This window comes from Bradyrhizobium sp. AUGA SZCCT0105, from assembly GCF_018129565.1.
Classification (GTDB): Bacteria; Pseudomonadota; Alphaproteobacteria; order Rhizobiales; family Xanthobacteraceae; genus Bradyrhizobium.
Map to the genome: position 1 here is coordinate 1,104,050 of NZ_JAFCMK010000002.1, position 21,014 is coordinate 1,125,063.

Here is a 21,014-nt window from a genome sequence, read left to right on the forward strand (position 1 = left end):
ACGTTAGTGCCGCCGTAGCACGTCCCGTTCATATCAATCGCCCGCGGCTGGCCTTCCCGATCCGTGCAGGATATTTCATGTGCATGGAGGATTCATGCGGCGGACGGTGACGCCTGCAATCGTTTTGGCCGTGCTCGGCCTGCTCGTCGGCGGGCTGTTTCGCTATGCCTTCGACCAATCCGACGAAGCCTCCGTTGCGAACTATACGCGCAGCGCGCTCGAAGGCGCCGTCATCACCCTGATCGTCTGGGCCACGCATCTCTATCTGGCCGCGCGTGGCGGCTGGCTGCGGCGGCGGCCGCTCATCGTCGAGCTGATCGCCCGCTCCGTGATCCTCGCCGTTATCGTTGCGGTCGCTGCGATTGTGCTCGAGATCCTGCTGTACGGGCACGGGCTCGAGGCGAAGTGGATTCGCGAGACCTTCTTCAAGATCATCGGGGTCGGCCTGCTGCTCTCGATCCCGATCACGACGATCTACGAACTGGTCCGGATGATCGGTGGGCATACGCTGCTCAGCATCGTGCTCGGACGCTACCGCCAGCCGGTGCGCGAGGAGCGCGTGCTGCTGTTCCTCGACCTGGTCGGCTCGACGTCGCTGGCGGAGGCGATGGGCGAGCTGCGTGTGCAGGAGCTCTTGACGCGCTTCTTCTTCGACATCGATGAGCCGATCGTGGCGCATGGCGGCGAGGTTCATGCCTATGTCGGCGACGAGGTCATCGTGACCTGGCCGGCCGGCACGGGCCAGCCGTCGCGGCGCTACCTCGACTGCGTGTTCGCGATCGAGGACCGCCTCGCCAAGCGGGCCGACCACTATCGCAAGGAGTTCGGCGTGGTGCCGGCGTTCCGCGCCGGGATGCATGCCGGCCCGGTCGTCATCGGTGAATGCGGCGACTCGCGGCGGCAGATCGCCTATTTCGGCGATACCGTGAACGTCACGGCGCGGCTGCAGGCGCATTGCAAGGAGGCCGGCCGGCCGCTGCTGATCTCGGGCGAGCTGCTTCGCCTGCTGCCCTCGGACCTGGATTTTTTCATCGAGCCGCTCGGCTCGACGCAGTTGCGCGGGCGCGCCGCTTCGATCGACATCTTCGCCGTCACACGGCGCGCATCGTCCTAAATAATCCCTTAAGACGCACTGCCATTGTCGCGAAAGCACCAATTGAGTCCTGTCCGGTCGCGGCCCGTTAAGGATGCGATCCACCCGTATTTGCACCGGGTTCCTCCTTAACGCAGGTGTAAGACGACGCCCTGCATGGTGCACGGACAGGTGTCATTCAACAAAAACAAGGTCGCCCATCGATGGCGCAACAGGCGTCACAATCGATTATTGCCGAACTCGAGGATGCGGTCCGGGACGGGACGTCCGCCAAGCGCGTGCAGACGCTGCGGCAGGTCACCGATCTGTTCCTGAACGACGGCGATCGCCTCAACGATGAACAGGTCAAGGTGTTCGACGACGTGCTCTGCCTGCTCGTCGCGCGTGTCGAGACGCGTGCGCGGGCCGAGCTCAGCAAGCGGCTCGCGCCGCTCGACTACGCGCCGTTTGAGGTGATTCAGCACCTCGCCTGGGACGACGACATCAGCGTCGCCGGCGACGTGCTGACCCACTCCAGCCGCCTTTCAAACGACGCACTGCGCGAGATCGCCGCCAGCAAGGGCCAGGACCATCTGTTCGCAATCTCGGCGCGGGAGAACCTGCCGGCTTCCGTCACCGACGTGATCATCGACCGCGGCGAGGACAATGTGATCCGGCGGCTTGCCAAGAACGCCGGCGCGCAGTTCTCCGACAACGGCTATTCCTCGATCGTTGCCCGCGCCGAGGGCGACGACGAGCTGGTCGAGATCCTCGGGCTGCGCATCGATATTCCGGCCAAGCTGCTGCGCGACCTGCTGCAGCGCGCCAAGGATACGGTGCGCGCCCGCCTGCTCGCGATCGCATCGCCCAGGGCCCGCGAGGAGATCAGCCAGGTGCTGAACGACATCGCGCAGGAAGAGGCCGCGGCTCCCCGCCGCAACTACGGCATCGCCGAAGAGCTGGTCAAGCTGATGAAGCAGCTGAACGAGCTCGATGACGCGGCGGTCTACAAATTCGCCGAGGACGGCAAGTTCGACGAGGTCACGGTCGCGCTCGCCGTGCTCAACGACATGCCGATCGCGATGATCGAGCGCCTGATGCTCGGGTTGCGCTCCGACCTGCTCCTGATCCCGTGCCGCTCGGCGCGGCTCAACTGGCCGACGGTCGAAACCATCCTGCGCAAGCGGCCGCTGCCGCATCCGCTCGATCATGCGACGCTCGAGGTCGCGCACCGCGATTACCGGCGGCTGTCGCTGGAAACCGCACAGCGCACCGTGCGGTTCTGGCAGCTGCACAACAGGATCGAGAAGCAGCCGATGGCGGCCGGTTAGCCCGGCGACGTCTTCGTGACAAAGAAAAAGGGTGGGCAACGCGCCCACCCTTTTTTGATTCGATGCGTAGGGTGGGTTAGCGAAGCGTAACCCACCGCGTCTCCGCGGAACGAATTGGTGGGTTACGCCTTCGGCTAACCCACCCTACACGCCCGAGCTTAGTTCTTGCTCTTGTCGACCAGCGCGCCCTTCTTGATCCAGGGCATCATGTCGCGCAGCTTGGCGCCGACTTCCTCGATCGGATGCTGGGCGAGCTTGGCACGGGTCGCCTTGAACGAGGTCTGGTTGACCTTGTTCTCCAGCATCCAGTCGCGGGCGAACTTGCCGCCCTGGATGTCGGCGAGCACGCGCTTCATCTCCGCCTTGGTCTCGGCGGTGACGATGCGCGGACCGGTGACGTACTCGCCGTATTCGGCGGTGTTGGAGATCGAGTAGTTCATGTTGGCGATGCCGCCTTCATAGATCAGGTCGACGATCAGCTTCACTTCGTGCAGGCACTCGAAATAGGCCATCTCGGGCGCGTAGCCGGCCTCGACCAGCGTCTCGTAACCGCCCTTGATCAGCTCGACCAGGCCGCCGCAGAGCACCACCTGCTCGCCGAACAGGTCGGTCTCGCACTCTTCCTTGAAGGTGGTCTCGATGATGCCGGCGCGGCCGCCGCCGATCGCCGAGGCGTAGCTGAGGCCGAGGTCATGGGCGTTGCCCGACGAATCCTTGGCGATCGCGATCAGGCAGGGCACGCCGCCGCCGCGCTGATATTCCGAACGCACGGTATGGCCGGGGCCCTTCGGCGCGATCATCAGCACGTCGAGGTCGGCGCGCGGATCGAGCAGGTTGAAGTGCACGTTGAGGCCGTGGGCGAACACGAGCGCCGCGCCCTTCTTCATGTTGTCGTGCAGGTGCTCGCGATAGATGTCGCCCTGCAGTTCGTCCGGGGTCAGCATCATGACGAGGTCGGCCCACTTGGCGGCTTCGGCGACTTCCATCACCTTGAAGCCGGCGTTCTCGGCCTTCTTGGCCGAGGCCGAACCCTTGCGCAGCGCAATCGCCACTTCCTTGACGCCGGAATCCTTCAGGTTCAGCGCGTGGGCGTGGCCCTGGCTGCCGTAGCCGACGATGGCGACCTTCTTGCCCTTGATCAGGTTCAGGTCGGCGTCGCGATCGTAGTAAACTCGCATCGTGTTTTCCTCGTTTGAAGGGGGCCAAAATCGGCCGATGAGTCAGGCTTTCGGAAGGTCAGAACCGCCGGGCGCCCGCGAATTTCCGGCGTTGTCTAGAGCATTTTTCCCCTCAGGGGAAACCCCCATCTCGCATGGCGCGGTGCGGCATCATGCGTCCATGAAGACCGGGTAGAGCGAGGCCAGCAGCAGGACGGCCATCACCACATTGAAGACGCGGATCGCCCGAGGCGAGGTCAGGACCGGCCGCAGGGCGGTGCCGAACAGCGCCCAGACGATGCAGGACACCGTCCCCAGGGCCAGGCTCAGGCCGACCTGGATCGCGATGTTCCAGGGGAAGGCGGCGATCGCCGCGTAGGCCGTGATGGTGCCGATCACCATCACCCAGCCCTTGGCATTGATCCACTGGAACATGGCCGCACCCCAGAAGGTCATCGGGCCGCGGCCGGGCCCGTCGTCCTTGTCCGCCGAGGGCGGCTCGGCCATGGCGATGACCGCAGCGAGATAGACCAGATAGGCGACGCCGCCATATTTGAGGATCGTCTGCAGCACCGGATAGGCGATGAAGACCGCCCCGAGCCCGACGCCGACCGCGCCGACCATGAAGGCGAAGCCGACCGTGATGCCGGCGATGTGGGGCACCGTGCGGCGGAAGCCGTAGGTCAGCCCCGAGGACAGCAGCATGATGTTGTTGGGGCCCGGCGTGAAGAACATCACGACGGCAAACACGACAAAGGCAAACAGCAGCGAATTCGACATGGTGCCCTCACGCGACTTTCGGCAGAGCTTTTGGCCGCTTCGACAGCAGCATCACGGCGATGCCGGCGATGACCGTGAGCATGCCGGCGAGCCGCAGCGGCCCGAACCTCTCGCCGAACACGATGCTGGAGGCGGCGGAGCCGACGAACGGCACCAGCAGCGCGAACGGCACCACCTGCGCCGCCGGATAATCCCGGAGCAGCCGGCCCCACAGCCAATAGGCGATGCTGGTGGAAACGGTGCCGACAAACAGCATCGAGACAATGCCGGCCGGCGACAGATGCAACAGCGCCTGCCACATCGGCTTCCCGCCCAGCGTCAGCAGCGACAGGCCGAACAACGGGATCGCGGCACACAGGCACAGCCATGCGAACAGGTCGAACATGCGCGCGCCCTGCGCCGGCCGCAGCAGCAGGTTTCCAATTGCGAACGAGATCGGCGAGATCATCAGAATGGCAAAGGCGGCGACGCTGAAATCGTATCCGACGGTGCCGCAGATCATCAGCAGGCCGATCGCGGCGATGGCGATGCCGACGGTCTGCAAGCGCGACGGCAATTCGCCGAACAACACCGCGGCAAAGCCGATGGTGAACAGCGCCTGGCTCTGCACGATCACGCTGGTGAGCCCGACCGGCATGCCGTGGGCGATGGCGATGGATTGCGCAAGGAACTGACCGAGGAACAAGGTGAGGCTGATTCCGACCAGAAGCGGCCACGACACCTGCGGCGGCCTGGGCAGGAACAGGCACGGCACCGCCGCGATGCCGAAGCGCAGCGCCGTCATCAATTCGGGCGGCAGCTCATCGAGCGCGATCCGGCTGGCGACGAACGCAAGTCCCCAGATCACCGCGACCATGACGGCGATGCCAACATCGGCCGGCTTCATTGTTCTTCTTCTTTGGTTCGGTTTGGCTCTGTCGATGCGAGGATCTAGATCTGTTCGTCCGGCTTCGGCTTGCGCAGCAGATAGGTGCCGTGCAGCGGCGCGTGGTAGTCGGCAGCGACCAGGGTGAACCCGGTCTCGGTTAGCATGCGCTCCATCACCCAGCCGAAGGTCGAATATTCGTCGCGCATATGGGTCATCACGCTTTCGCGCTCGAAATCGTGATTCTTGATCGAGAAATCGGCCCAGCCCTCGACATCGCGATCGACCCCGTCGGGCATGCTGACGAACACCATGTCGCGCAGGTAGAAGTTCGCGCCGGGCTTCAGCGCGTTGAAGATCCGCGACAGCGCCACCGCCTTCCAGAAGTCGGGCAAATGATGCAGCGTGAACTCGCTGACGATGACGTCGTAGGAGTTCGGCTGATAGGCGAAGGACAACAGCCCGGCCGGCTGGGTCCGGATCTTCGCCTTGCGGTCGCGCGCATAAATCTCGGCAAGCCCGATCATCGCCGGCGAGATGTCGATGGCGTCGACCTCGGCGCCCATCAGCGCCGCCTCGGTCGCCAGCACGCCGTTACCGCAACCGATATCGGCGATCCGCCAGCCCGGCTTGACGCCGAGCATGGTCAGCGCCTGGCGGGCACGGACATCGCTGTCCTCGCTGACGTCGTAGATCGAGGCAACCGCGGTATCGAGACCGACCTGCCGCCGTTGCGTGTAGTACCAGTCGCGCGCCAACATGATTCACATCCCTTCCGGCCCACGCGTGATCGCGGCCACCCCGGTTCGTGACACCTCGACCAGGCCCAGCGGGCGCATCAGGTCGATGAACTGACTGATCTTGGACGAGTTGCCCGTGATCTCGAACACGAAGCTCTCGGTCGTGGCATCGATCACCCGGGCGCGAAACGCATCCGCCAGCCGCAGCGCCTCGACGCGGTGATCGCCACCGCCCCTCACCTTGACCATCGCAAGCTCGCGCTCGATCGAGCTGCCGGTCAGCGTCATGTCGACGACGCGGTACACCGGGATCATGCGGTCGAGCTGATGCTTGATCTGCTGGATCACCATCGGCGTGCCCGTGGTGACGATGGTGATCCGCGAAAGATGCTTCTGGCTCTCGGTTTCCGAAACCGTGAGACTCTCGATGTTGTAGCCGCGGCCGGAGAACAGCCCGATCACGCGCGCGAGCACGCCGGGCTCGTTCTGCACGAGGACGGACAGCGTGTGCGTCTCGTTCGGGTCGTGACGTTCCTCGAGGAAGTAGGCGGATGCGGGCTGGTTCATGGTCGTCCCCTTACATTCTTTTCACGCCACCGCCCGCTGGGCGGCCGGCGCAGCATCCGTCCCGATCCAGGTCCGGAACAGATCGAAATCGATATTGCCGCCGCTCAGGATCAGGCCGACCCGCTTGCCGGCGAGCTTGCTCTTTTCCTGCAGCGCGGCCGCGAGCGCCGCGGCGCCTGCGCCCTCGGCGAGATTGTGGGTGTCGGTCCAGTAGGCACGGATCGCCTGCCCGACCTCGTCGTCGGTGACCTGCACGATGCGCGCGGCGCCCTTGCGGATCAGGGCGAATGCATCCGCGTCCGGAATCCGCGTCGCCATGCCGTCGGCAAGGGTGTTGCTGGTCTCGGTGTTCACGATCTTGCCGGCAGCAAACGACAGCGCATAGGACGGCGCCTCGGTCGACTGCACGCCGACGATCTCGGTCTTCAGGCCGAGCAGGTCGCGCGCCATGATGCAGCCGGAGATGCCGGAGCCCTGCCCGATCGGCACATAGAGAATGTCGAGGTCGGGCGCCGATCGAAACAGTTCCAGCGCATAGGTCGCAACGCCCAGCACCAGGTCCGGGTGGAACGACGGCACCATGTGCAGGCCGGCGAACTGGGCACGGCGCTCGGCCTCTTCCCGCGCGGCCTGGAAGTCCTCGCCGTGCTCGACGAGCTCGGCGCCGAACGCATGCATGGCACGGTTCTTCTCGACCGAGTTGCCGCGCGGCACGTAGATCACCGCGGGCACGCCGTGGCGGCTCGCGGCAAACGCCAGACTCTGGCCGTGATTGCCGCGCGTCGCCGAGATGATGCCGGGTACATCGGGCCGCTCGCGCTTCAGCCGCTCGAGATAGACCAGGCCGCCGCGCACCTTGAAGGCGCCGATCGGTGTGTGGTTCTCATGCTTGACCACGACCTCGGTGCCAAGCCGCTCGGCCAGCAACCGCCAGGCATACGCCGGCGTCGCCGGCACCGCGGTGCCGACGATCCTGTGCGCCCGCTCGAGCTCGCTGAGATCAAACATGATCCACCCTCACCTCACACCAGCGCCTTGCCGCCGGCGAAGGCCTTCGCGGTGGCCTCATCGGTTGCTTCTTCCGGCAGCAGCATCTCGTTGTGCGCCTTGCCCGACGGGATCATCGGGAAGCAGTTCTCCAGCGCGGCGACGCGGCAGTCGAACAGCACCGGGCGTTTGATCGAGATCATCTCCTTGATCGCGCCGTCGAGATCGGACGGCTTGGTCGCCTGCAGGCCGACGCAGCCATAGGCTTCGGCGAGCTTGACGAAGTCCGGCAGCGCTTCGGAGTACGAATGCGACAGGCGGTTGCCGTGCAGCAGCTGCTGCCACTGCCGCACCATGCCCATGTACTGGTTGTTCAGGATGAAGATCTTGATCGGCAGCTCGAACTGAACCGCGGTCGACATCTCCTGGATCGTCATCTGCACCGAGGCGTCGCCGGCGATGTCGATCACCAGGCTGTCCGGATGCGCCACCTGCACGCCGACCGCGGCCGGCAGGCCGTAGCCCATGGTGCCGAGACCGCCCGAGGTCATCCAGCGGTGCGGCTCCTCGAAGCCGAAGAACTGCGCGGCCCACATCTGGTGCTGACCGACTTCGGTCGTGATGTAGGTGTCCTTGCCGCGGGTCAGCTCGAACAGCCGCTGGATCGCGTATTGCGGCAGGATGATATCGTTGTTCTTGCGGTAAGACAGCGAGTTGCGCGCGCGCCATTGCGCGATCTGCTGCCACCACGCCTTGATGTCGGGCTTCTTGGCCTCCGCCTTGAACACCTGCAGCAGGTCGCCGAGCACATTGCCGGCGTCGCCGATGATCGGCACGTCGACGCGGATGTTCTTGTTGATCGAGGACGGGTCGATATCGATGTGGATCTTCTTCGAGCCCGGCGAGAAAGCATCGACGCGGCCGGTGATGCGGTCGTCGAAGCGCGCACCGACGCACAGCATGACGTCGCAATCATGCATGGTCATGTTGGCTTCGTAGGTGCCGTGCATGCCGAGCATGCCGAGCCAGTTCGGCCCCGACGCCGGATAGGCGCCCAGTCCCATCAGGGTCGAAGTGATCGGGAAGCCGGTCGCCTCCACCAGCTGACGCAGCAGTTGCGAGGCCTCGGGACCGGAATTGATCACGCCGCCGCCGGAATAGATCACCGGACGTTTGGCATTGGCGAGCAGCGCCACCGCCTTGCGGATCTGGGTCGCATCGCCCTTCACGCGCGGCGTGTAGGAGATGTGAACGTCCGACTTGCGCGGCGGATGATAGGTGCCGGTGGCGAACTGCACGTCCTTCGGCACGTCGACCAGCACCGGACCGGGGCGGCCGGTGGTCGCGACATAGAAGGCTTCGTGCAGCACCCTGGCGAGGTCGTTGACGTCGCGCACCAGCCAGTTGTGCTTGGTGGCGGGCCGCGTGATGCCGACCGTGTCGCATTCCTGGAAGGCGTCATTGCCGATCAGATGGGTCGGCACCTGGCCGGTGATGCAGACCAGCGGGATCGAGTCCATCAGCGCGTCGGTCAGCGGCGTCACCATGTTGGTGGCGCCGGGCCCCGACGTCACCAGCACCACGCCGGGCTTGCCGGTCGAGCGGGCATAGCCTTCGGCGGCATGGCCAGCGCCCTGCTCGTGGCGGACCAGGATGTGCTCTACTTCGCTTTGCTGGAAAATCTCATCGTAGATCGGAAGCACCGCGCCGCCGGGATAGCCGAAGACATGCTGCACGCCGTGATCGATGAGCGCGCGCACGATCATCGCGGCGCCGGTCATCTGATTGGGATCGTGGCTCTTGTCGGTCATGGTTCGCTCCGGATGCGCTTGTTTTTGCGCGGCTTTTGTCAGTTCTCGTCAGTTCTGTTTCGGGCAATAAAAAGGGGCCCCAGAGGCCCCATGCACACCGCCCGAATTTGGATGGCCGCTAGCCATCCCCGGCGGTGTGCCTGGGTACGACGGCGATAAGCAGTTTGGTAATAATGTTGCGCACGAGGTGACCCAGTCTTCCCAAAGGTTGCGCGAACATAGCGGCCAAAGCCCGAATGTCAAGGCAAGGCAAGCAGTTTCGCGATTTTTGAAGTGTAACGGGGTTCCAGCCGTTCGGCGAGTGTTTTTGCGCGGCGCAACGCGCATGGCAGACGGGCGCGCGGCGGCGCCGCAGTCCGAGAGGCCGTAGCCCGGATGGGGCCCAACGGGGCTACGGGATTTGCGCCTTCAGCCACTCCCTCGCCGCCTCAGGCACCACCCACTCGAATTCCGGGAGTTGGTGGCGAAACCAGGTGAACTGGCGTTTGGCGTAGTGGCGGGTGTCGGCCCGGCCGATCTCGGCCGCCTCCTCCCGGCTGATCTCCCCCTTGAGGTGCCGGATCAGCGCCGGGACGCCATGGGCCTTCATGGCCGGCAGCAGCGGATCGAGCTCGCGCACCGCCAGCGCCGCAACCTCGTCGAGCGCACCCTCACCGAGCATCGCGCCGAACCGCGCATCGATCCGCGCATAGAGCCGCTCGCGCTCCGGCGCCAGAAACAGCGCGTGGAATTGGCCCGGCGGCAGCAGCGGCGGCAGGCCATCGCGGTGCCAGTCCGGCAGCGGGCGGCCAGTGGCCTCGACGACCTCGAGCGCCCGCGCGATACGGGTGCGGTCGCGCGGCTTCAGCCGTTCGCCGGACACCGGATCGCGTGCCGCAAGCTCGGCATGCAGCGCCTCGACGCCGTGCTGCTCCAGCCTTGCGCGTACGCTGTCGCGCACATCGGCGGGGATCTGCGGCACCGCCGACAGACCGCGCGTCAGTGCCTTGAAATACAGGCCCGAGCCGCCGATGAAGATCGGCAGGCGTTTGTCCGCCCGGGCCTCGCCGAGCATCCTGGCCGCGTCAGTCACCCAGGCACCGGCGGAGAAATTCACGCCGGCGTCGACATGGCCATAGAGCCTGTGCGGAACCTGTGCCTCCTCGGCAGTGGTCGGCCGCGCGGTGATGATCCGGAGGTCGCGATAGACCTGCATGGAGTCGGTGTTGATCACGACCCCGCCGGTCCGCTGCGCAAGCTCGAGCGCCAGCGCCGACTTGCCGCTGGCGGTCGGCCCTGCGATAAGCACTACCTTGTCCAACAATCCTGAATGCGCCTGCATGTCCCTCGTTGCCACGCTGATCTGCAATCCTGCAAGCCCCGCGCTCGACTCCACCATCGTCGACGGTGCGCGGGCCGTGCTGCCCTCACCGGGCCCGGCGCAGTGGCTGTTCAACGAAGTCGCCGTCGACATTCCGTTCGAGCGTCAGGACGCCAGCAGAGACGAGATCAAGGCCATCGAGGAGCGGCTGCGCCAGGCCCGCGGCGACCTGCCGATCGACATTGTCGTGCAGCCTCGGCTCGGCCGGCGCAAGAAGCTTTTTCTGGCCGACATGGATTCGACCATGATCGGCCAGGAATGCATCGACGAGCTCGCCGATTTCGCCGGGCTGAAAGCCCATGTCGCCGCCATCACCGAGCGCGCGATGCGCGGCGAGATCGAGTTCGAGTCGGCGCTGCGCGAGCGGGTGGCGCTGCTCAAGGGCCTGCCGGTCGGCGTCGTCGACGAGGTGCTGGAGAAGCGCATCACGCCGACGCCGGGCGGCCGCGCGCTGGTCATGACGATGCGCGCGCACGGCGCCCATACCTGCCTGATCTCCGGCGGCTTCACCCTGTTCACCACGGTGGTCGCGGAGAAGATCGGCTTCCAGGAGAACCGCGCCAACCAGTTGCAGGTCGCGGACGGCAAGCTGACCGGCGAAGTGGTCGAGCCGATCCTCGGCCGCGCCACCAAGCTTGCCACCCTGGTCGAGCTGACCGAATCCTTCGACCTCGACGACATCGACACGCTGGTCACGGGCGACGGCGCCAACGATCTCGGCATGATCCAGGCCGCGGGTCTCGGCGTCGCCTATCACGCCAAGCCCGCGGTCGCAGCCGCCGCGGCGGCGCGGATCGATCACGGCGACCTCACCGCGCTGTTGTATGCGCAGGGCTATCGGCGGGATGAATTCGTCGAGGGGTAGTCTACGGTGTCGTCCCGGCGCAGGCCGGGACCCATAACCACCGACGCAAGTTACCTGGAAAAGCAGTTGCCCACTTCCTCAACAAGAACGGCCGCGGCGTACTGGATCCCCCGCCTTCGCGGGGGATGACAGTGAGGGTGAGGCGTCAGCGCGCCCCTACTGCACCCCGAGCGCGACGAAGCGCAGTTCGCCGTCGCCGTTCGAGACCAGCAGCAGCACGGACTTCTTGCCGTCCTTCTTCAGCTGATCGAGACGCTTCTTGATGTCGGCGGCGCTGGACACCGCCTCCTGCGCCACCTCGACGATGACGTCGCCGGCCGACAGACGCTTCTCGGCAGCATCGGAGTTGCTGTCGACGCCGGTGACGATAACGCCCTTCACGCTGTCCTTGATCTTGTACTTGGTGCGCAGATCCTTGCTCAGCGCGGCCAGGTCGAGACCGAGCGCCTTCTGGGTCACCGGTTTCTCGGCGGTGTCGTCCTTGGGCTTGGCGTTGGCCTGCTGAACCTTGTCGTTGTCCTCGAGCCGGCCGAGCGTGACCTTGCGGGTCTCTTCATTGCCCTTGCGGATGACGACGACGTCGACTTCCTTGCCGACCGCGGTATCGGCGACGATGCGCGACAGATCCTTCGGATCCTTGACGTCCTTGCCGTCGAACTTGACGACGACGTCGCCCGGCTCGATGCCGGCCGGCTTGGCCGGCCCCTTGTCGTCGACGCCGGCAACCAGCGCGCCGCGCGCCGGTTTGATGTTGAGGCTGTCGGCGATCTCGTCGGTGACCTGCTGGATGCGAACGCCGAGCCAGCCGCGGCGCAACTCGCCGAACTTCTGCAGCTGGTCGACAACGCCGGCCACCGTCTTCGACGGCACGGCGAAACCGAGACCGATCGAGCCGCCGGTCGGCGAGATGATCAGCGTGTTGACGCCGATCACCTCGCCTTCGAGGTTGAACAGCGGACCGCCGGAATTGCCGCGGTTGATGGCAGCGTCGGTCTGGATGTAGCTGTCATACGGGCCCTGGCTGATGTCGCGGTTCTTGGCCGAAACGATGCCTGCGGTCACCGTGCCGCCGAGGCTGAACGGGTTGCCGATCGCGACCACCCAGTCGCCGAGGCGGATCTTGTCGCTGTCGCCGAACTTGACCGCGGTGAGCGGCTTCGGCGGCTTGAACTTGAGGACCGCGAGGTCGGTCTTCTTGTCGACGCCGACCAGCTCGGCCTTGATCTTGGTGCCGTCGTTGAGGATGACGTTGATCTCGTCGGCGTCCGCGATGACGTGGTTGTTGGTGACGACGATCCCCGCGGTGTCGACGATGAAGCCGGAGCCGAGCGAGTTGGTCTTGCGCGGCTGGAACTCGCCGCTCTTGTCGCCGCCCTTGCCGGGCGGGCCGCGGCGGTTCTTGAAGAAATCGTCGAAGAACTCCTCGAACGGCGAGCCGGGCGGCAATTGCGGCATCGTCCGGTCCTTGGCCTCGATCGTCTGCGACGTCGAGATGTTGACGACGGCGTCGATCACCTTCTCGGCGATGTCGGCGATACCCTCGGGGCCGCGTGCGAACGCCGGCACGGAGCTCAGCATGCTCGCAGCACCGATCGAGATCGCAGCTCCCATCATGCGGAGGCGACGGGTCAGGGCTGGTCTGGCAGCGATCATGTCGGAGTTTCTCCAGGCAAACGGGTTCAAATTAGCTGGTCGCAGTATGCGCCCGTGATCACAGAGTGCGCCCGAACGGGCATATGGCGCAAGCATCTCACCCGGGCATTTCGGCGAAAAACCGGCTGCGAGAGGCTCACGATTATGTTCATTCTGGCGCGATCTGCGCACTGGAACAGGCAATGATCAGCGCCGCACCAGCCAGATCAGGATCAGTCCCGCAACCGCCGAACCGATGCCGACGATGCGCAGGATGTTATCGGGCGTGGCCAGCGCGCTCTTCATCGCCCGGCGCATCCAGGCGGGGCTTGCCGCAAACAGGATACCTTCGAGCACGAACAGGATTCCCAACCCGATGAGGAAGTCGCCGAACGCTATGGACTTCATCGGATGGCAGCCTCCCGCTCGATGCTTATTGTTGTTGAGTGGCGGCGACGCGGTGTCCGCATCGCCGCCAAGTCTTGATACTTAAGTCGTGGTGTTCGTCGTGACGTTACTGTTTCGGCGCGGCGGCCGCCTCAGGCGCCTTGCCGTTCGCATTGCCGAAGTATCTGAAGAATTCCGAGTCCGGCCGCAACAGGAAACGCGTGTCGCCGGAGCGCAGACTGTTCTCATAGGCCGTCATCGAGCGATAGAACGCGAAGAAGTCCTTGTCCTTGCCATAGGCCTCGGCGAACAGGCGGTTGCGCTCGGCATCGCCCGCACCGCGGGTTTGCTCCGCGGTCGAGTTCGCCTCGGCGACGATCACCGTTGCTTCGCGGTCGGCCTTGGAGCGGATCTCCTGCGCCTTCTGGTCGCCCTGGGCACGGAACTCGGCCGCTTCGCGCTGACGCTCGGACTTCATCCGGTCGTACACCGCCTGGCTGTTCTGCTCCGGCAGGTCGGCGCGGCGGATCCGGACGTCGACGACCTCGATGCCGTAGCCGTCGGCCTCCTTGTCGAGCTGCTCGCGAATCCGTGCCATCAGCTTCTCGCGCTCGTCACGCACCACCGTGATGAAGGTGACCTCGCCGAGCACGCGGCGCAGCGCCGCGTTGAGCAGCGTCGTCAGCTGCAGGTTGGCGGCCTGGATAGAGCCGACGCTGGTGTAGTAGCGCAGCGCATTCTTGATGCGATAGCGCGCGAAGGCGTCGACCACCAGCCGCTTCTGGTCGGAGGCGATCACCTCCTGCGACGGGTTTTCGAGATCGAGGATGCGCTTGTCGACGTTGATCACCGAATTCCACGGCGCCTTGAAGTGCAGGCCGGGATCGGTGACGACCTCAACCGGCTCGCCGAACCGCAGGACGATGGTCTGCTCGGTCTGCTGCACGGTGAACATCGAGCTGTAGCCGACGGCGAGCACGATGAAGAGGACGATCAGGGACACAATGCCGGTGACAGGGGACCTCATCGGGTGGCTCCCTGCTGCTGGCCGGTCGTGGCCGGCGCTGCTGCCGGACGCCGCGGCGTCAGTTCGCCGAGCGGAAGATAGGGCACGATGTTCTGGCCCTGGCCGCCGTCATAGACCAGCTTCTCGGAGCTACCGAGCACGCGTTCCATGGTCTCGAGATAGATGCGCTCGCGCGTCACTTCGGGTGCCTTCTTGTATTCATCATAGACTTTCAGGAAGCGTGCGCTCTGGCCCTTGGCCTCGGCGACCGCCTGCTCCTTGTAGCCCTCGGCGGCCTGCAGGATCTGCGCGGACCGACCACGCGCTTCCGGCACGATCCGGTTGGCGTAGGTCTGCGCCTCGTTCTGTTTGCGCTCGAGGTCGGAGCGCGCCGCCTGCACGTCGCGGAATGCGTCGATCACCTGCGCCGGCGGATCGACCTTCTGCATCTGCACCTGGGTGATCTGGATGCCCGCGCTGTAGTTGTCGAGCGTCTTCTGCATCAGCTCCTGGACGTTCTGCTCGGTGACGTTGCGCGCCCCGGTCAGGATCGGCTGGATCTGCGAGCGCCCGATCACCTCACGCATCGCGCTTTCGGCAACCGCCTTCACGGTGCCTTCGGGATTCTGGATGTTGAACAAATAGGCGCCGGCCCCGCCGGGCTTGATCCGCCACAACACGGTGAAGTCGACGTCGACGATGTTCTCGTCGCCGGTCAGCATCAGGCTCTCTTCCGGCACGTCGCGCATGGTGCGGCCGCGCCGTGCGGGATCGTCGATCAGGGTCATGCCGATCGAGATCGTGTTGACGCGCAGCGCCTTCGGCAGCAGCACCGTCTCGATCGGATACGGCAGGTGATAGCGCAGGCCCGGCTGCGCATCGCGGACGTATTTGCCGAAGCGCAGCACGACGCCGAGCTCTTCGGACTGGACGCGGAAGATCCCGGTGGCGAACCAGATCGCCAGCGCGGCGACCAGCACCAGCGCGATGCCCATGCCGCTGAAATGACCGCCGGGCAGCCACTGCTGCAGCCGGTCCTGGCCGCGCCGCAGCAGATCCTCAAGATCCGGCGGCCTTGGCCCGGCCGACTGCGGACCTGTGCCCCATGGCCCTTTCGGACCCGAGCCCCACGGCCCCCCGCCTTGATTTTTCCACGGCATCAAACGTCTCCTCGACAAGTCCGGACGGGACGCCCGGCCTCGAATGTCCGGCCCGGTTATAGGGGACCGCTCAGGCCCTTACAACGCAAGCTTCCTGGCCGGACGAGCTATGCGCCGGGCCACAATTGTCAATGCAAACATTGGTTAACCCCGGCCGCGCCGACGATATGTCACATAGGAGAAGTCGGCGCTGTCGTCCGGACCGGCCGGATTTCGCACGCGCGCGACCTCGTCCCACTCCTTTGCGTCGATTATGTCGAACCGTGTATCGCCGTCCGGCCGGGCGTGGACCTCGGTGATCTCCAGCCGGTCGGCTGTGCCCATCCATTGCGCATAGATCTCCGCGCCACCGATGACGGCAATTTCAGTGGCGAAACGCCGCAGCGCGTCACCAAGCGCGATGGCGCGGGCGTTCTCGAACGACGTGGTGACGATGGCGCCGCGCGCGCGGTAGTTCGCATCGCGCGTCACCACGATATTGGTGCGACCCGGAAGCGGTCTGCGCAGGGATTCGAACGTCTTGCGTCCCATCACGACGGGCTTGTTCAGCGTGATTGCCTTGAAGCGCTGCTGATCGGTCTTCAGCCGCCACGGGATTGCGTTGGCATTTCCGATCACGCCGTTCTCGGCGACCGCAACGACGAGCACGATCTCCATCAGCGCGCTCCTTCCGCGAGCGCCGACAGCGCCTCGCCGGAGACGCGGCAAATCGTCCACTCGTCCATCATCTCGGCGCCGAGCGACTTGTAGAAGGCGATCGACGGTGCGTTCCAGTCGAGCACAGCCCATTGCAGGCGCGACCAGCCATTGGCGAGGCATTGCTTCGCCAGATGCACCAGGAGCGCCTTGCCGATGCCCTTGCCGCGCAGTGCCGGGCGGACGAAGAGGTCCTCGAGATAGATGCCGTGGCGGCCGGCGAAGGTCGAGAAGTTGACGAACCAGACCGCGAAGCCGGCCGGCTCGCCGTTCCATTCGGCGATGTCGCAAGTAAGCCGCGGGTTCGTTCCGAACAGCGCGTCAGCGATGTCAGCCTCGCTGGCGTGCACCTCGTGCAGGAGCTTTTCGTAGTCGGCGAGCTCGCGGACCAGCGAGAACACCAGTCCAGCCTCATCGGGCCGCGCGCGGCGGATGGTCAGCGACATGCAATCCCTCAGACCGCGACTTCAGCCTTGATGTGCGGATGCGGGTCGTAACCCTCGAGTTTGAAGTCCTCGTAGCGGAACGCGAAGATATCCTTCACGTCGGGATTGATCGCCATCGTCGGCAACGGCCGCGTCGGCCGCGTCAATTGCAGCCGCGCCTGCTCGAGGTGGTTCGAGTAGAGATGTGCGTCGCCGAGCGAGTGCACGAAATCGCCGGGCTTGAGCCCGGTGACCTGCGCGACCATCATGGTCAGCAGCGCGTAGGAGGCGATGTTGAAGGGCACGCCGAGGAAGACGTCGCCGGAGCGCTGATAGAGCTGGCAGGACAATTTGCCGTTCGCGACATAGAACTGGAACAGGCAGTGGCACGGCGGCAGCGCCATCTTGTCGACCTCGGCCGGATTCCAGGCGCTGACGATCAGCCGCCGCGAGTCCGGATTGCGCTTGATCATCTCGATCACGTTCGTGATCTGGTCGATGCTGCGGCCATCAGGCGCCGGCCACGACCGCCATTGCGAGCCGTAGACCGGGCCGAGATCGCCATTGGCGTCGGCCCATTCGTCCCAGATCGTGACGCCATTGTCGTTGAGATATTTGATGTTGGTGTCGCCGGCGAGGAACCAGAGCAGCTCGTGCACGATCGCCTTCAGCGGCAACCGCTTGGTGGTCAGCATCGGAAAGCCGGCCGAGAGGTTGAAGCGCATCTGGTGGCCGAAGATCGACAGCGTGCCGGTGCCGGTGCGGTCGTGCTTCTCGGCGCCGTCGGCGAGGATGCGTTCGAGCAGGTCGTGATACTGGTTCATGGCGTCTGTTTCGGGCTCTCTGGGCGGAGCGGCAATTTAGCGGCCGGGGCGATCGGTCGACACGCCGATTCGGCTGGATACAGCGATTATACCCTGAAAAATGAACACTCTCGCGCCAAACGACAAGGGCGGAACTCGCGTCCCGCCCCTCCCCTATCCAGTTGATCGCGCTGGCTTAACTGGCCGGCTTAAGCACCGGGGTCCACTTCGCGATCTCATTCTTGACGAGGGTCGCGAGCGCCTCCGGCGTGCGGTTGGCGGACGCCGGGATCACGCTACCGAGCTCGAGCAGGCGCTTGCGCACGTTTTCATCGTCGAGCGCCTTGATGGCCGCCGCGTTCAGCGTGGCGATGATCGCGGGCGAAGTTCCCTTCGGCGCGAAGATCGCGTTCCAGGCCTGGGCCTGGAACGCCGGCAGGCCGGCCTCTGCCGTGGTCGGGACATTGGGCAGCGACGGATTGCGCTCGGGGGTGGCAACCGCATAGGCCTTGATGGTGCCGGCGTTGATCTGCGGCACCGCGTTGACGATCTGGTCGCACATGTAATCGACCTGGCCGGCGACCAGCGCGTTCATCGCAGGGCCGGTGCCGTTGAACGGCACGCCGACCGGCTTGACGTCGAGGATCGAGTTCAGCAGCTCGCAGGAGGCATGCGAGACCGAACCGATGCCGGCATGCGCGGCGTTGACCTTCTCGACATTGGCCTTCACGTAGGCGACGAATTCCTTCAAATCCTTCGGCGGGAAATCCTTGCGGGCAAGGATCAGGATCGGCGTGCCCGCGAGCAGCGCGACGGGTTCGAAATCCTTTTCCGGGTGATAGGCGAGCTTCGGATAGAGCGGCACGGAAGCCGCGTGCGTGCCCATATGTCCGGTGACCAGCGTGTAGCCGTCATTGGCGGCGCGCGCGGCACGCGTCGTCGCCGTGGTGCCGCCGGCACCGACCACGTTCTCGATGACGATGCTCTGTCCGAGCGTCTGCGCCATGTGCGCGGTGACGATGCGCGAGATGACGTCGGTCGGACCGCCGGCCGCGAACGGCACGATCATGGTGATGGTGCGCGTCGGATAGTTTTGCGCGGAGGCCGGCACGGCGAATGCGCCCAGCGCGGCAAATGCCGAAAGGCATGCGCCCGCAAGCGAGCGAATGGACATCATCTCAATTCCTCCCGGGAACGTTTTGACCAAATAAAAATGCCGGCCAAATCGGCCGGCATTTTCATTTCATGAGACGACATCGAGTGTCGATTCGACTTCCGCCTGCGGCGCGCCGACGCAGGGCCGGCGCTCCCTGTTTGAGCATGACTATCCGGAAAACCGCTTCGCACTTTTCCGGATCATGCTCTAGCCCTCGGACTCCACGAACACTTCGTCGCGCTTCGCACGCAATGTCGGCAGCACGGCGAGCACCAGGAGTCCCGCCGCGATCGCCAGCAGCACAGCCGACAGCGGCCGCGACAGGAATACGCTCCAGTCGCCGCGCGAGATCAGGAGCGCACGGCGCAGATTCTCTTCCATCAGCGGGCCGAGCACCATGCCGAGCAGCAGCGGTGCCGGCTCGAAATCGTGCTTGATCAGCCAGTAGCCGACCAGACCGAACGCGCCTGCGAGCACGACGTCGACCGGCGCGTTGTTCACCGAGTAGATGCCGATCGCGCAGAAGATCACGATCGAGGGGAACATCAGCCGGTACGGCACGCGCAGCAGACGGACCCAGATGCCGACCAGCGGCAGGTTGATGATGATCAGCATCAGGTTGCCGATCCACATCGAGGCGATCATGCCCCAGACCAGGTCTGGCTGCTTCACCATCACCTGCGGACCCGGCACGATGCCATGAATGGTCATCGCGCCGACCATCAGCGCCATTACCGCATTCGGCGGGATGCCGAGCGTGAGCAACGGGATGAACGAGGTCTGCGCCGCGGCGTTGTTGGCGCTTTCCGGTGACGCCACGCCCTCGATCGCGCCGCGGCCGAACCGCGACGGATCCTTGGCAATCTTCTTCTCCAACGTATATGCGGCAAACGACGCGATCACGGCGCCGCCGCCCGGCAGGATGCCAAGGATCGAGCCCAGGATGGTACCGCGCACGATTGCCGGCGCGGAATCCATCAGGTCCTTCCTGGTCGGCATCAGACCAGTGATCTTCTGCTGCACCAGATCGCGGCTCATCTCGGCGCCGGCGTCGAGATTGCGGATGATCTCCGCGAAGCCGAACACGCCCATCGCCACCGTCGCGAAGCCGAGGCCGTCGGCAAGCTCGGGGATGTTGAAGGCCATGCGCGAGGCGCCGGTCTCGATGTCGGAGCCAACCATCGAAAGCAGCAGGCCGAACACGATCATCGCGATCGCCTTCAGCACCGAGCCCTTGGCGAGCACCACCGCGAAGATCAGGCCGAGCACCATCAGCGAGAAATATTCGGCCGGGCCGAACGCCAGCGCGAGCTTGGTCAGCGGCGCGCCGAGCACGGCGATCAGCACGGTCGCGACGCAACCGGCGAAGAACGAGCCGATCGCGGCGATCGCGAGCGCCGGGCCGGCGCGGCCCTGTCTTGCCATCTGGTGGCCGTCGAGCGCGGTGACCACCGAAGTCGCCTCGCCCGGAATATTGACCAGGATCGAGGTAGTCGAGCCGCCATATTGCGCACCGTAATAGATGCCGGCGAGCATGATCAACGCGCCGACCGGCGGCAGGCCGAAGGTGATCGGCAGCAGCATGGCGACGGTGGCGATGGTGCCGATGCCCGGCAGCACGCCGACCAGCGTACCGACCAGAGCGCCGATCAGGCACATCAGAAGATTGATCGGCGAAAGCGCAACGGCAAAACCGTGGGCGAGATTGGCGAACAGTTCCATTGCGCCGCCCTCACTGAATCAGGAAACGAGGGAACATCGGCATCGGAAGTCCCAGCACGTAAGGAAACAACAATGCGCAGCCCAGCGTGAGACAGGCACCGACGATGGTCGCCTCCAGCCACTTCGTCTCCTCCGAGCCGAGTGCCGCGATCATGAAGCTGGCAAATGCCGTGACGACGAGCCCAAGCGGCCGGATCGACACCGCAAAGAACACGATCGCTGCCGATACGAACAGCGGCCCGCGCCATGAATAGGCCGCGATATGGGGGCCGTCGCTCAGGATCCCCATCAGCGCGACAGCGCCGCCGAGCAGCAGCAGCAGCACGGCGAACATGCGCGGCGCGGTTCCGGCACCAAACGAGAATCCGTGCATGCCCTGCAGATCGCTCGAAGCCCACAACGCAAACAGGGCAACCGCCATCATGACAAGCCCGCCGACAAAGTCCTGCGGACCGCGCACCCATTTCGGCAAGATCGATTTGACCGGCGCCT

General features: G+C 65.1%; 20 protein-coding genes and 1 pseudogene. 3 read left to right on the forward strand and 18 right to left on the reverse strand.

Features of this window, described 5'->3' with window-relative positions; genetic code table 11:
- Nucleotides 1-94 precede the first annotated feature (94 nt).
- Nucleotides 95-1,114 (forward strand): adenylate/guanylate cyclase domain-containing protein, encoded by a 1,020-nt coding sequence (locus tag JQ573_RS14325; protein WP_212310474.1) that lies wholly within the window; start codon nt 95-97, stop codon nt 1,112-1,114.
- A gap of 182 nt (nt 1,115-1,296) precedes the next feature.
- Nucleotides 1,297-2,403: a DUF2336 domain-containing protein gene (locus tag JQ573_RS14330; protein ID WP_212310475.1), complete on the forward strand. Its 1,107-nt coding sequence runs from the start codon at nt 1,297-1,299 to the stop codon at nt 2,401-2,403.
- Nucleotides 2,404-2,561: 158 nt separating this feature from the next.
- Here JQ573_RS14330 and ilvC read toward each other — a convergent pair whose 3' ends face one another.
- From ilvC to miaA, 8 genes are all read right to left on the reverse strand, one after another.
- Nucleotides 2,562-3,581, reverse strand: coding sequence for a ketol-acid reductoisomerase (ilvC, locus tag JQ573_RS14335; RefSeq protein WP_028342350.1), 1,020 nt, complete (start codon nt 3,579-3,581; stop codon nt 2,562-2,564).
- Nucleotides 3,582-3,731: 150 nt separating this feature from the next.
- Nucleotides 3,732-4,340 carry a LysE family translocator gene (locus JQ573_RS14340; protein WP_212310476.1) on the reverse strand — a complete coding sequence of 203 codons (609 nt, stop codon included), beginning with the start codon at nt 4,338-4,340 and terminating at the stop codon, nt 3,732-3,734.
- Between the two features lie 7 nt (nt 4,341-4,347).
- Complete coding sequence (locus tag JQ573_RS14345) at nt 4,348-5,226, reverse strand: EamA family transporter (protein ID WP_212310477.1); 879 nt, start codon at nt 5,224-5,226, stop codon at nt 4,348-4,350.
- A gap of 44 nt (nt 5,227-5,270) precedes the next feature.
- On the reverse strand, nt 5,271-5,966 hold the full coding sequence (locus JQ573_RS14350) for a class I SAM-dependent methyltransferase (protein ID WP_212310478.1): 696 nt from the start codon (nt 5,964-5,966) through the stop codon (nt 5,271-5,273).
- A 3-nt stretch (nt 5,967-5,969) separates the two neighbouring features.
- On the reverse strand, nt 5,970-6,512 hold the full coding sequence (ilvN, locus tag JQ573_RS14355) for an acetolactate synthase small subunit (RefSeq protein ID WP_016841057.1): 543 nt from the start codon (nt 6,510-6,512) through the stop codon (nt 5,970-5,972).
- Nucleotides 6,513-6,533: 21 nt separating this feature from the next.
- Nucleotides 6,534-7,520: a threonine dehydratase gene (locus JQ573_RS14360; protein ID WP_212310479.1), complete on the reverse strand. Its 987-nt coding sequence runs from the start codon at nt 7,518-7,520 to the stop codon at nt 6,534-6,536.
- A gap of 14 nt (nt 7,521-7,534) precedes the next feature.
- Nucleotides 7,535-9,310: an acetolactate synthase 3 large subunit gene (locus JQ573_RS14365; RefSeq protein ID WP_212310480.1), complete on the reverse strand. Its 1,776-nt coding sequence runs from the start codon at nt 9,308-9,310 to the stop codon at nt 7,535-7,537.
- Between the two features lie 391 nt (nt 9,311-9,701).
- A complete protein-coding gene (gene miaA, locus JQ573_RS14370) occupies nt 9,702-10,631 on the reverse strand; it encodes a tRNA (adenosine(37)-N6)-dimethylallyltransferase MiaA (RefSeq protein ID WP_212310481.1) in 930 nt (309 codons plus the stop codon).
- Between miaA and serB the strand changes: the two genes are divergently transcribed.
- A complete protein-coding gene (gene serB, locus JQ573_RS14375) occupies nt 10,630-11,535 on the forward strand; it encodes a phosphoserine phosphatase SerB (RefSeq protein WP_212310482.1) in 906 nt (301 codons plus the stop codon). The genes miaA and serB overlap by 2 nt on opposite strands.
- A gap of 156 nt (nt 11,536-11,691) precedes the next feature.
- Here serB and JQ573_RS14380 read toward each other — a convergent pair whose 3' ends face one another.
- The 10 genes and pseudogenes from JQ573_RS14380 to JQ573_RS14425 form a co-directional block, all read right to left on the reverse strand.
- A complete protein-coding gene (locus tag JQ573_RS14380; RefSeq protein WP_212310483.1) occupies nt 11,692-13,188 on the reverse strand; it encodes a Do family serine endopeptidase in 1,497 nt (498 codons plus the stop codon).
- Between the two features lie 186 nt (nt 13,189-13,374).
- On the reverse strand, nt 13,375-13,575 hold the full coding sequence (locus JQ573_RS14385; RefSeq protein WP_092115850.1) for a DUF2065 domain-containing protein: 201 nt from the start codon (nt 13,573-13,575) through the stop codon (nt 13,375-13,377).
- 106 nt (nt 13,576-13,681) lie between these two features.
- Entirely contained in the window at nt 13,682-14,581 is a 900-nt protein-coding gene (hflC, locus tag JQ573_RS14390; protein ID WP_212310484.1) for a protease modulator HflC, read from the reverse strand.
- Nucleotides 14,578-15,720, reverse strand: a complete 1,143-nt coding sequence (gene hflK / locus JQ573_RS14395; RefSeq protein ID WP_212310485.1) for an FtsH protease activity modulator HflK — start codon at nt 15,718-15,720, stop codon at nt 14,578-14,580. Before hflK ends, hflC begins: the two co-directional genes overlap by 4 nt.
- 144 nt (nt 15,721-15,864) lie before the next feature.
- On the reverse strand, nt 15,865-16,377 hold the full coding sequence (locus tag JQ573_RS14400; protein WP_212310486.1) for a dihydrofolate reductase: 513 nt from the start codon (nt 16,375-16,377) through the stop codon (nt 15,865-15,867).
- On the reverse strand, nt 16,377-16,862 hold the full coding sequence (locus tag JQ573_RS14405) for a GNAT family N-acetyltransferase (protein ID WP_212310487.1): 486 nt from the start codon (nt 16,860-16,862) through the stop codon (nt 16,377-16,379). The genes JQ573_RS14400 and JQ573_RS14405 overlap by 1 nt, the downstream gene beginning before the upstream one ends.
- Nucleotides 16,863-16,870: 8 nt before the next feature.
- Nucleotides 16,871-17,665, reverse strand: coding sequence for a thymidylate synthase (locus JQ573_RS14410; protein WP_050401897.1), 795 nt, complete (start codon nt 17,663-17,665; stop codon nt 16,871-16,873).
- A 175-nt stretch (nt 17,666-17,840) separates the two neighbouring features.
- Nucleotides 17,841-18,821, reverse strand: coding sequence for a tripartite tricarboxylate transporter substrate-binding protein (locus JQ573_RS14415; RefSeq protein WP_212310488.1), 981 nt, complete (start codon nt 18,819-18,821; stop codon nt 17,841-17,843).
- A 186-nt stretch (nt 18,822-19,007) separates the two neighbouring features.
- Complete coding sequence (locus tag JQ573_RS14420; protein WP_212310489.1) at nt 19,008-20,522, reverse strand: tripartite tricarboxylate transporter permease; 1,515 nt, start codon at nt 20,520-20,522, stop codon at nt 19,008-19,010.
- Nucleotides 20,523-20,532: 10 nt separating this feature from the next.
- A pseudogene (locus tag JQ573_RS14425) lies at nt 20,533-20,982 on the reverse strand (tripartite tricarboxylate transporter TctB family protein); the annotation flags it as partial.
- Nucleotides 20,983-21,014 lie beyond the last annotated feature (32 nt).

Bases quoted from the DNA above. Each gene is read 5' to 3' on its own strand.
- JQ573_RS14325 (WP_212310474.1), top strand. From the start codon at position 95: ATGCGGCGGACGGTGACGCCTGCAATCGTTTTGGCCGTGCTCGGCCTG.
- JQ573_RS14330 (WP_212310475.1), top strand. From the start codon at position 1,297: ATGGCGCAACAGGCGTCACAATCGATTATTGCCGAACTCGAGGATGCG.
- ilvC (WP_028342350.1), bottom strand. From the start codon at position 3,581: ATGCGAGTTTACTACGATCGCGACGCCGACCTGAACCTGATCAAGGGC.
- JQ573_RS14340 (WP_212310476.1), bottom strand. From the start codon at position 4,340: ATGTCGAATTCGCTGCTGTTTGCCTTTGTCGTGTTTGCCGTCGTGATG.
- JQ573_RS14345 (WP_212310477.1), bottom strand. From the start codon at position 5,226: ATGAAGCCGGCCGATGTTGGCATCGCCGTCATGGTCGCGGTGATCTGG.
- JQ573_RS14350 (WP_212310478.1), bottom strand. From the start codon at position 5,966: ATGTTGGCGCGCGACTGGTACTACACGCAACGGCGGCAGGTCGGTCTC.
- ilvN (WP_016841057.1), bottom strand. From the start codon at position 6,512: ATGAACCAGCCCGCATCCGCCTACTTCCTCGAGGAACGTCACGACCCG.
- JQ573_RS14360 (WP_212310479.1), bottom strand. From the start codon at position 7,520: ATGTTTGATCTCAGCGAGCTCGAGCGGGCGCACAGGATCGTCGGCACC.
- JQ573_RS14365 (WP_212310480.1), bottom strand. From the start codon at position 9,310: ATGACCGACAAGAGCCACGATCCCAATCAGATGACCGGCGCCGCGATG.
- serB (WP_212310482.1), top strand. From the start codon at position 10,630: ATGTCCCTCGTTGCCACGCTGATCTGCAATCCTGCAAGCCCCGCGCTC.
- miaA (WP_212310481.1), bottom strand. From the start codon at position 10,631: ATGCAGGCGCATTCAGGATTGTTGGACAAGGTAGTGCTTATCGCAGGG.
- JQ573_RS14380 (WP_212310483.1), bottom strand. From the start codon at position 13,188: ATGATCGCTGCCAGACCAGCCCTGACCCGTCGCCTCCGCATGATGGGA.
- JQ573_RS14385 (WP_092115850.1), bottom strand. From the start codon at position 13,575: ATGAAGTCCATAGCGTTCGGCGACTTCCTCATCGGGTTGGGAATCCTG.
- hflC (WP_212310484.1), bottom strand. From the start codon at position 14,581: ATGAGGTCCCCTGTCACCGGCATTGTGTCCCTGATCGTCCTCTTCATC.
- hflK (WP_212310485.1), bottom strand. From the start codon at position 15,720: ATGCCGTGGAAAAATCAAGGCGGGGGGCCGTGGGGCTCGGGTCCGAAA.
- JQ573_RS14400 (WP_212310486.1), bottom strand. From the start codon at position 16,377: ATGGAGATCGTGCTCGTCGTTGCGGTCGCCGAGAACGGCGTGATCGGA.
- JQ573_RS14405 (WP_212310487.1), bottom strand. From the start codon at position 16,862: ATGTCGCTGACCATCCGCCGCGCGCGGCCCGATGAGGCTGGACTGGTG.
- JQ573_RS14410 (WP_050401897.1), bottom strand. From the start codon at position 17,665: ATGAACCAGTATCACGACCTGCTCGAACGCATCCTCGCCGACGGCGCC.
- JQ573_RS14415 (WP_212310488.1), bottom strand. From the start codon at position 18,821: ATGATGTCCATTCGCTCGCTTGCGGGCGCATGCCTTTCGGCATTTGCC.
- JQ573_RS14420 (WP_212310489.1), bottom strand. From the start codon at position 20,522: ATGGAACTGTTCGCCAATCTCGCCCACGGTTTTGCCGTTGCGCTTTCG.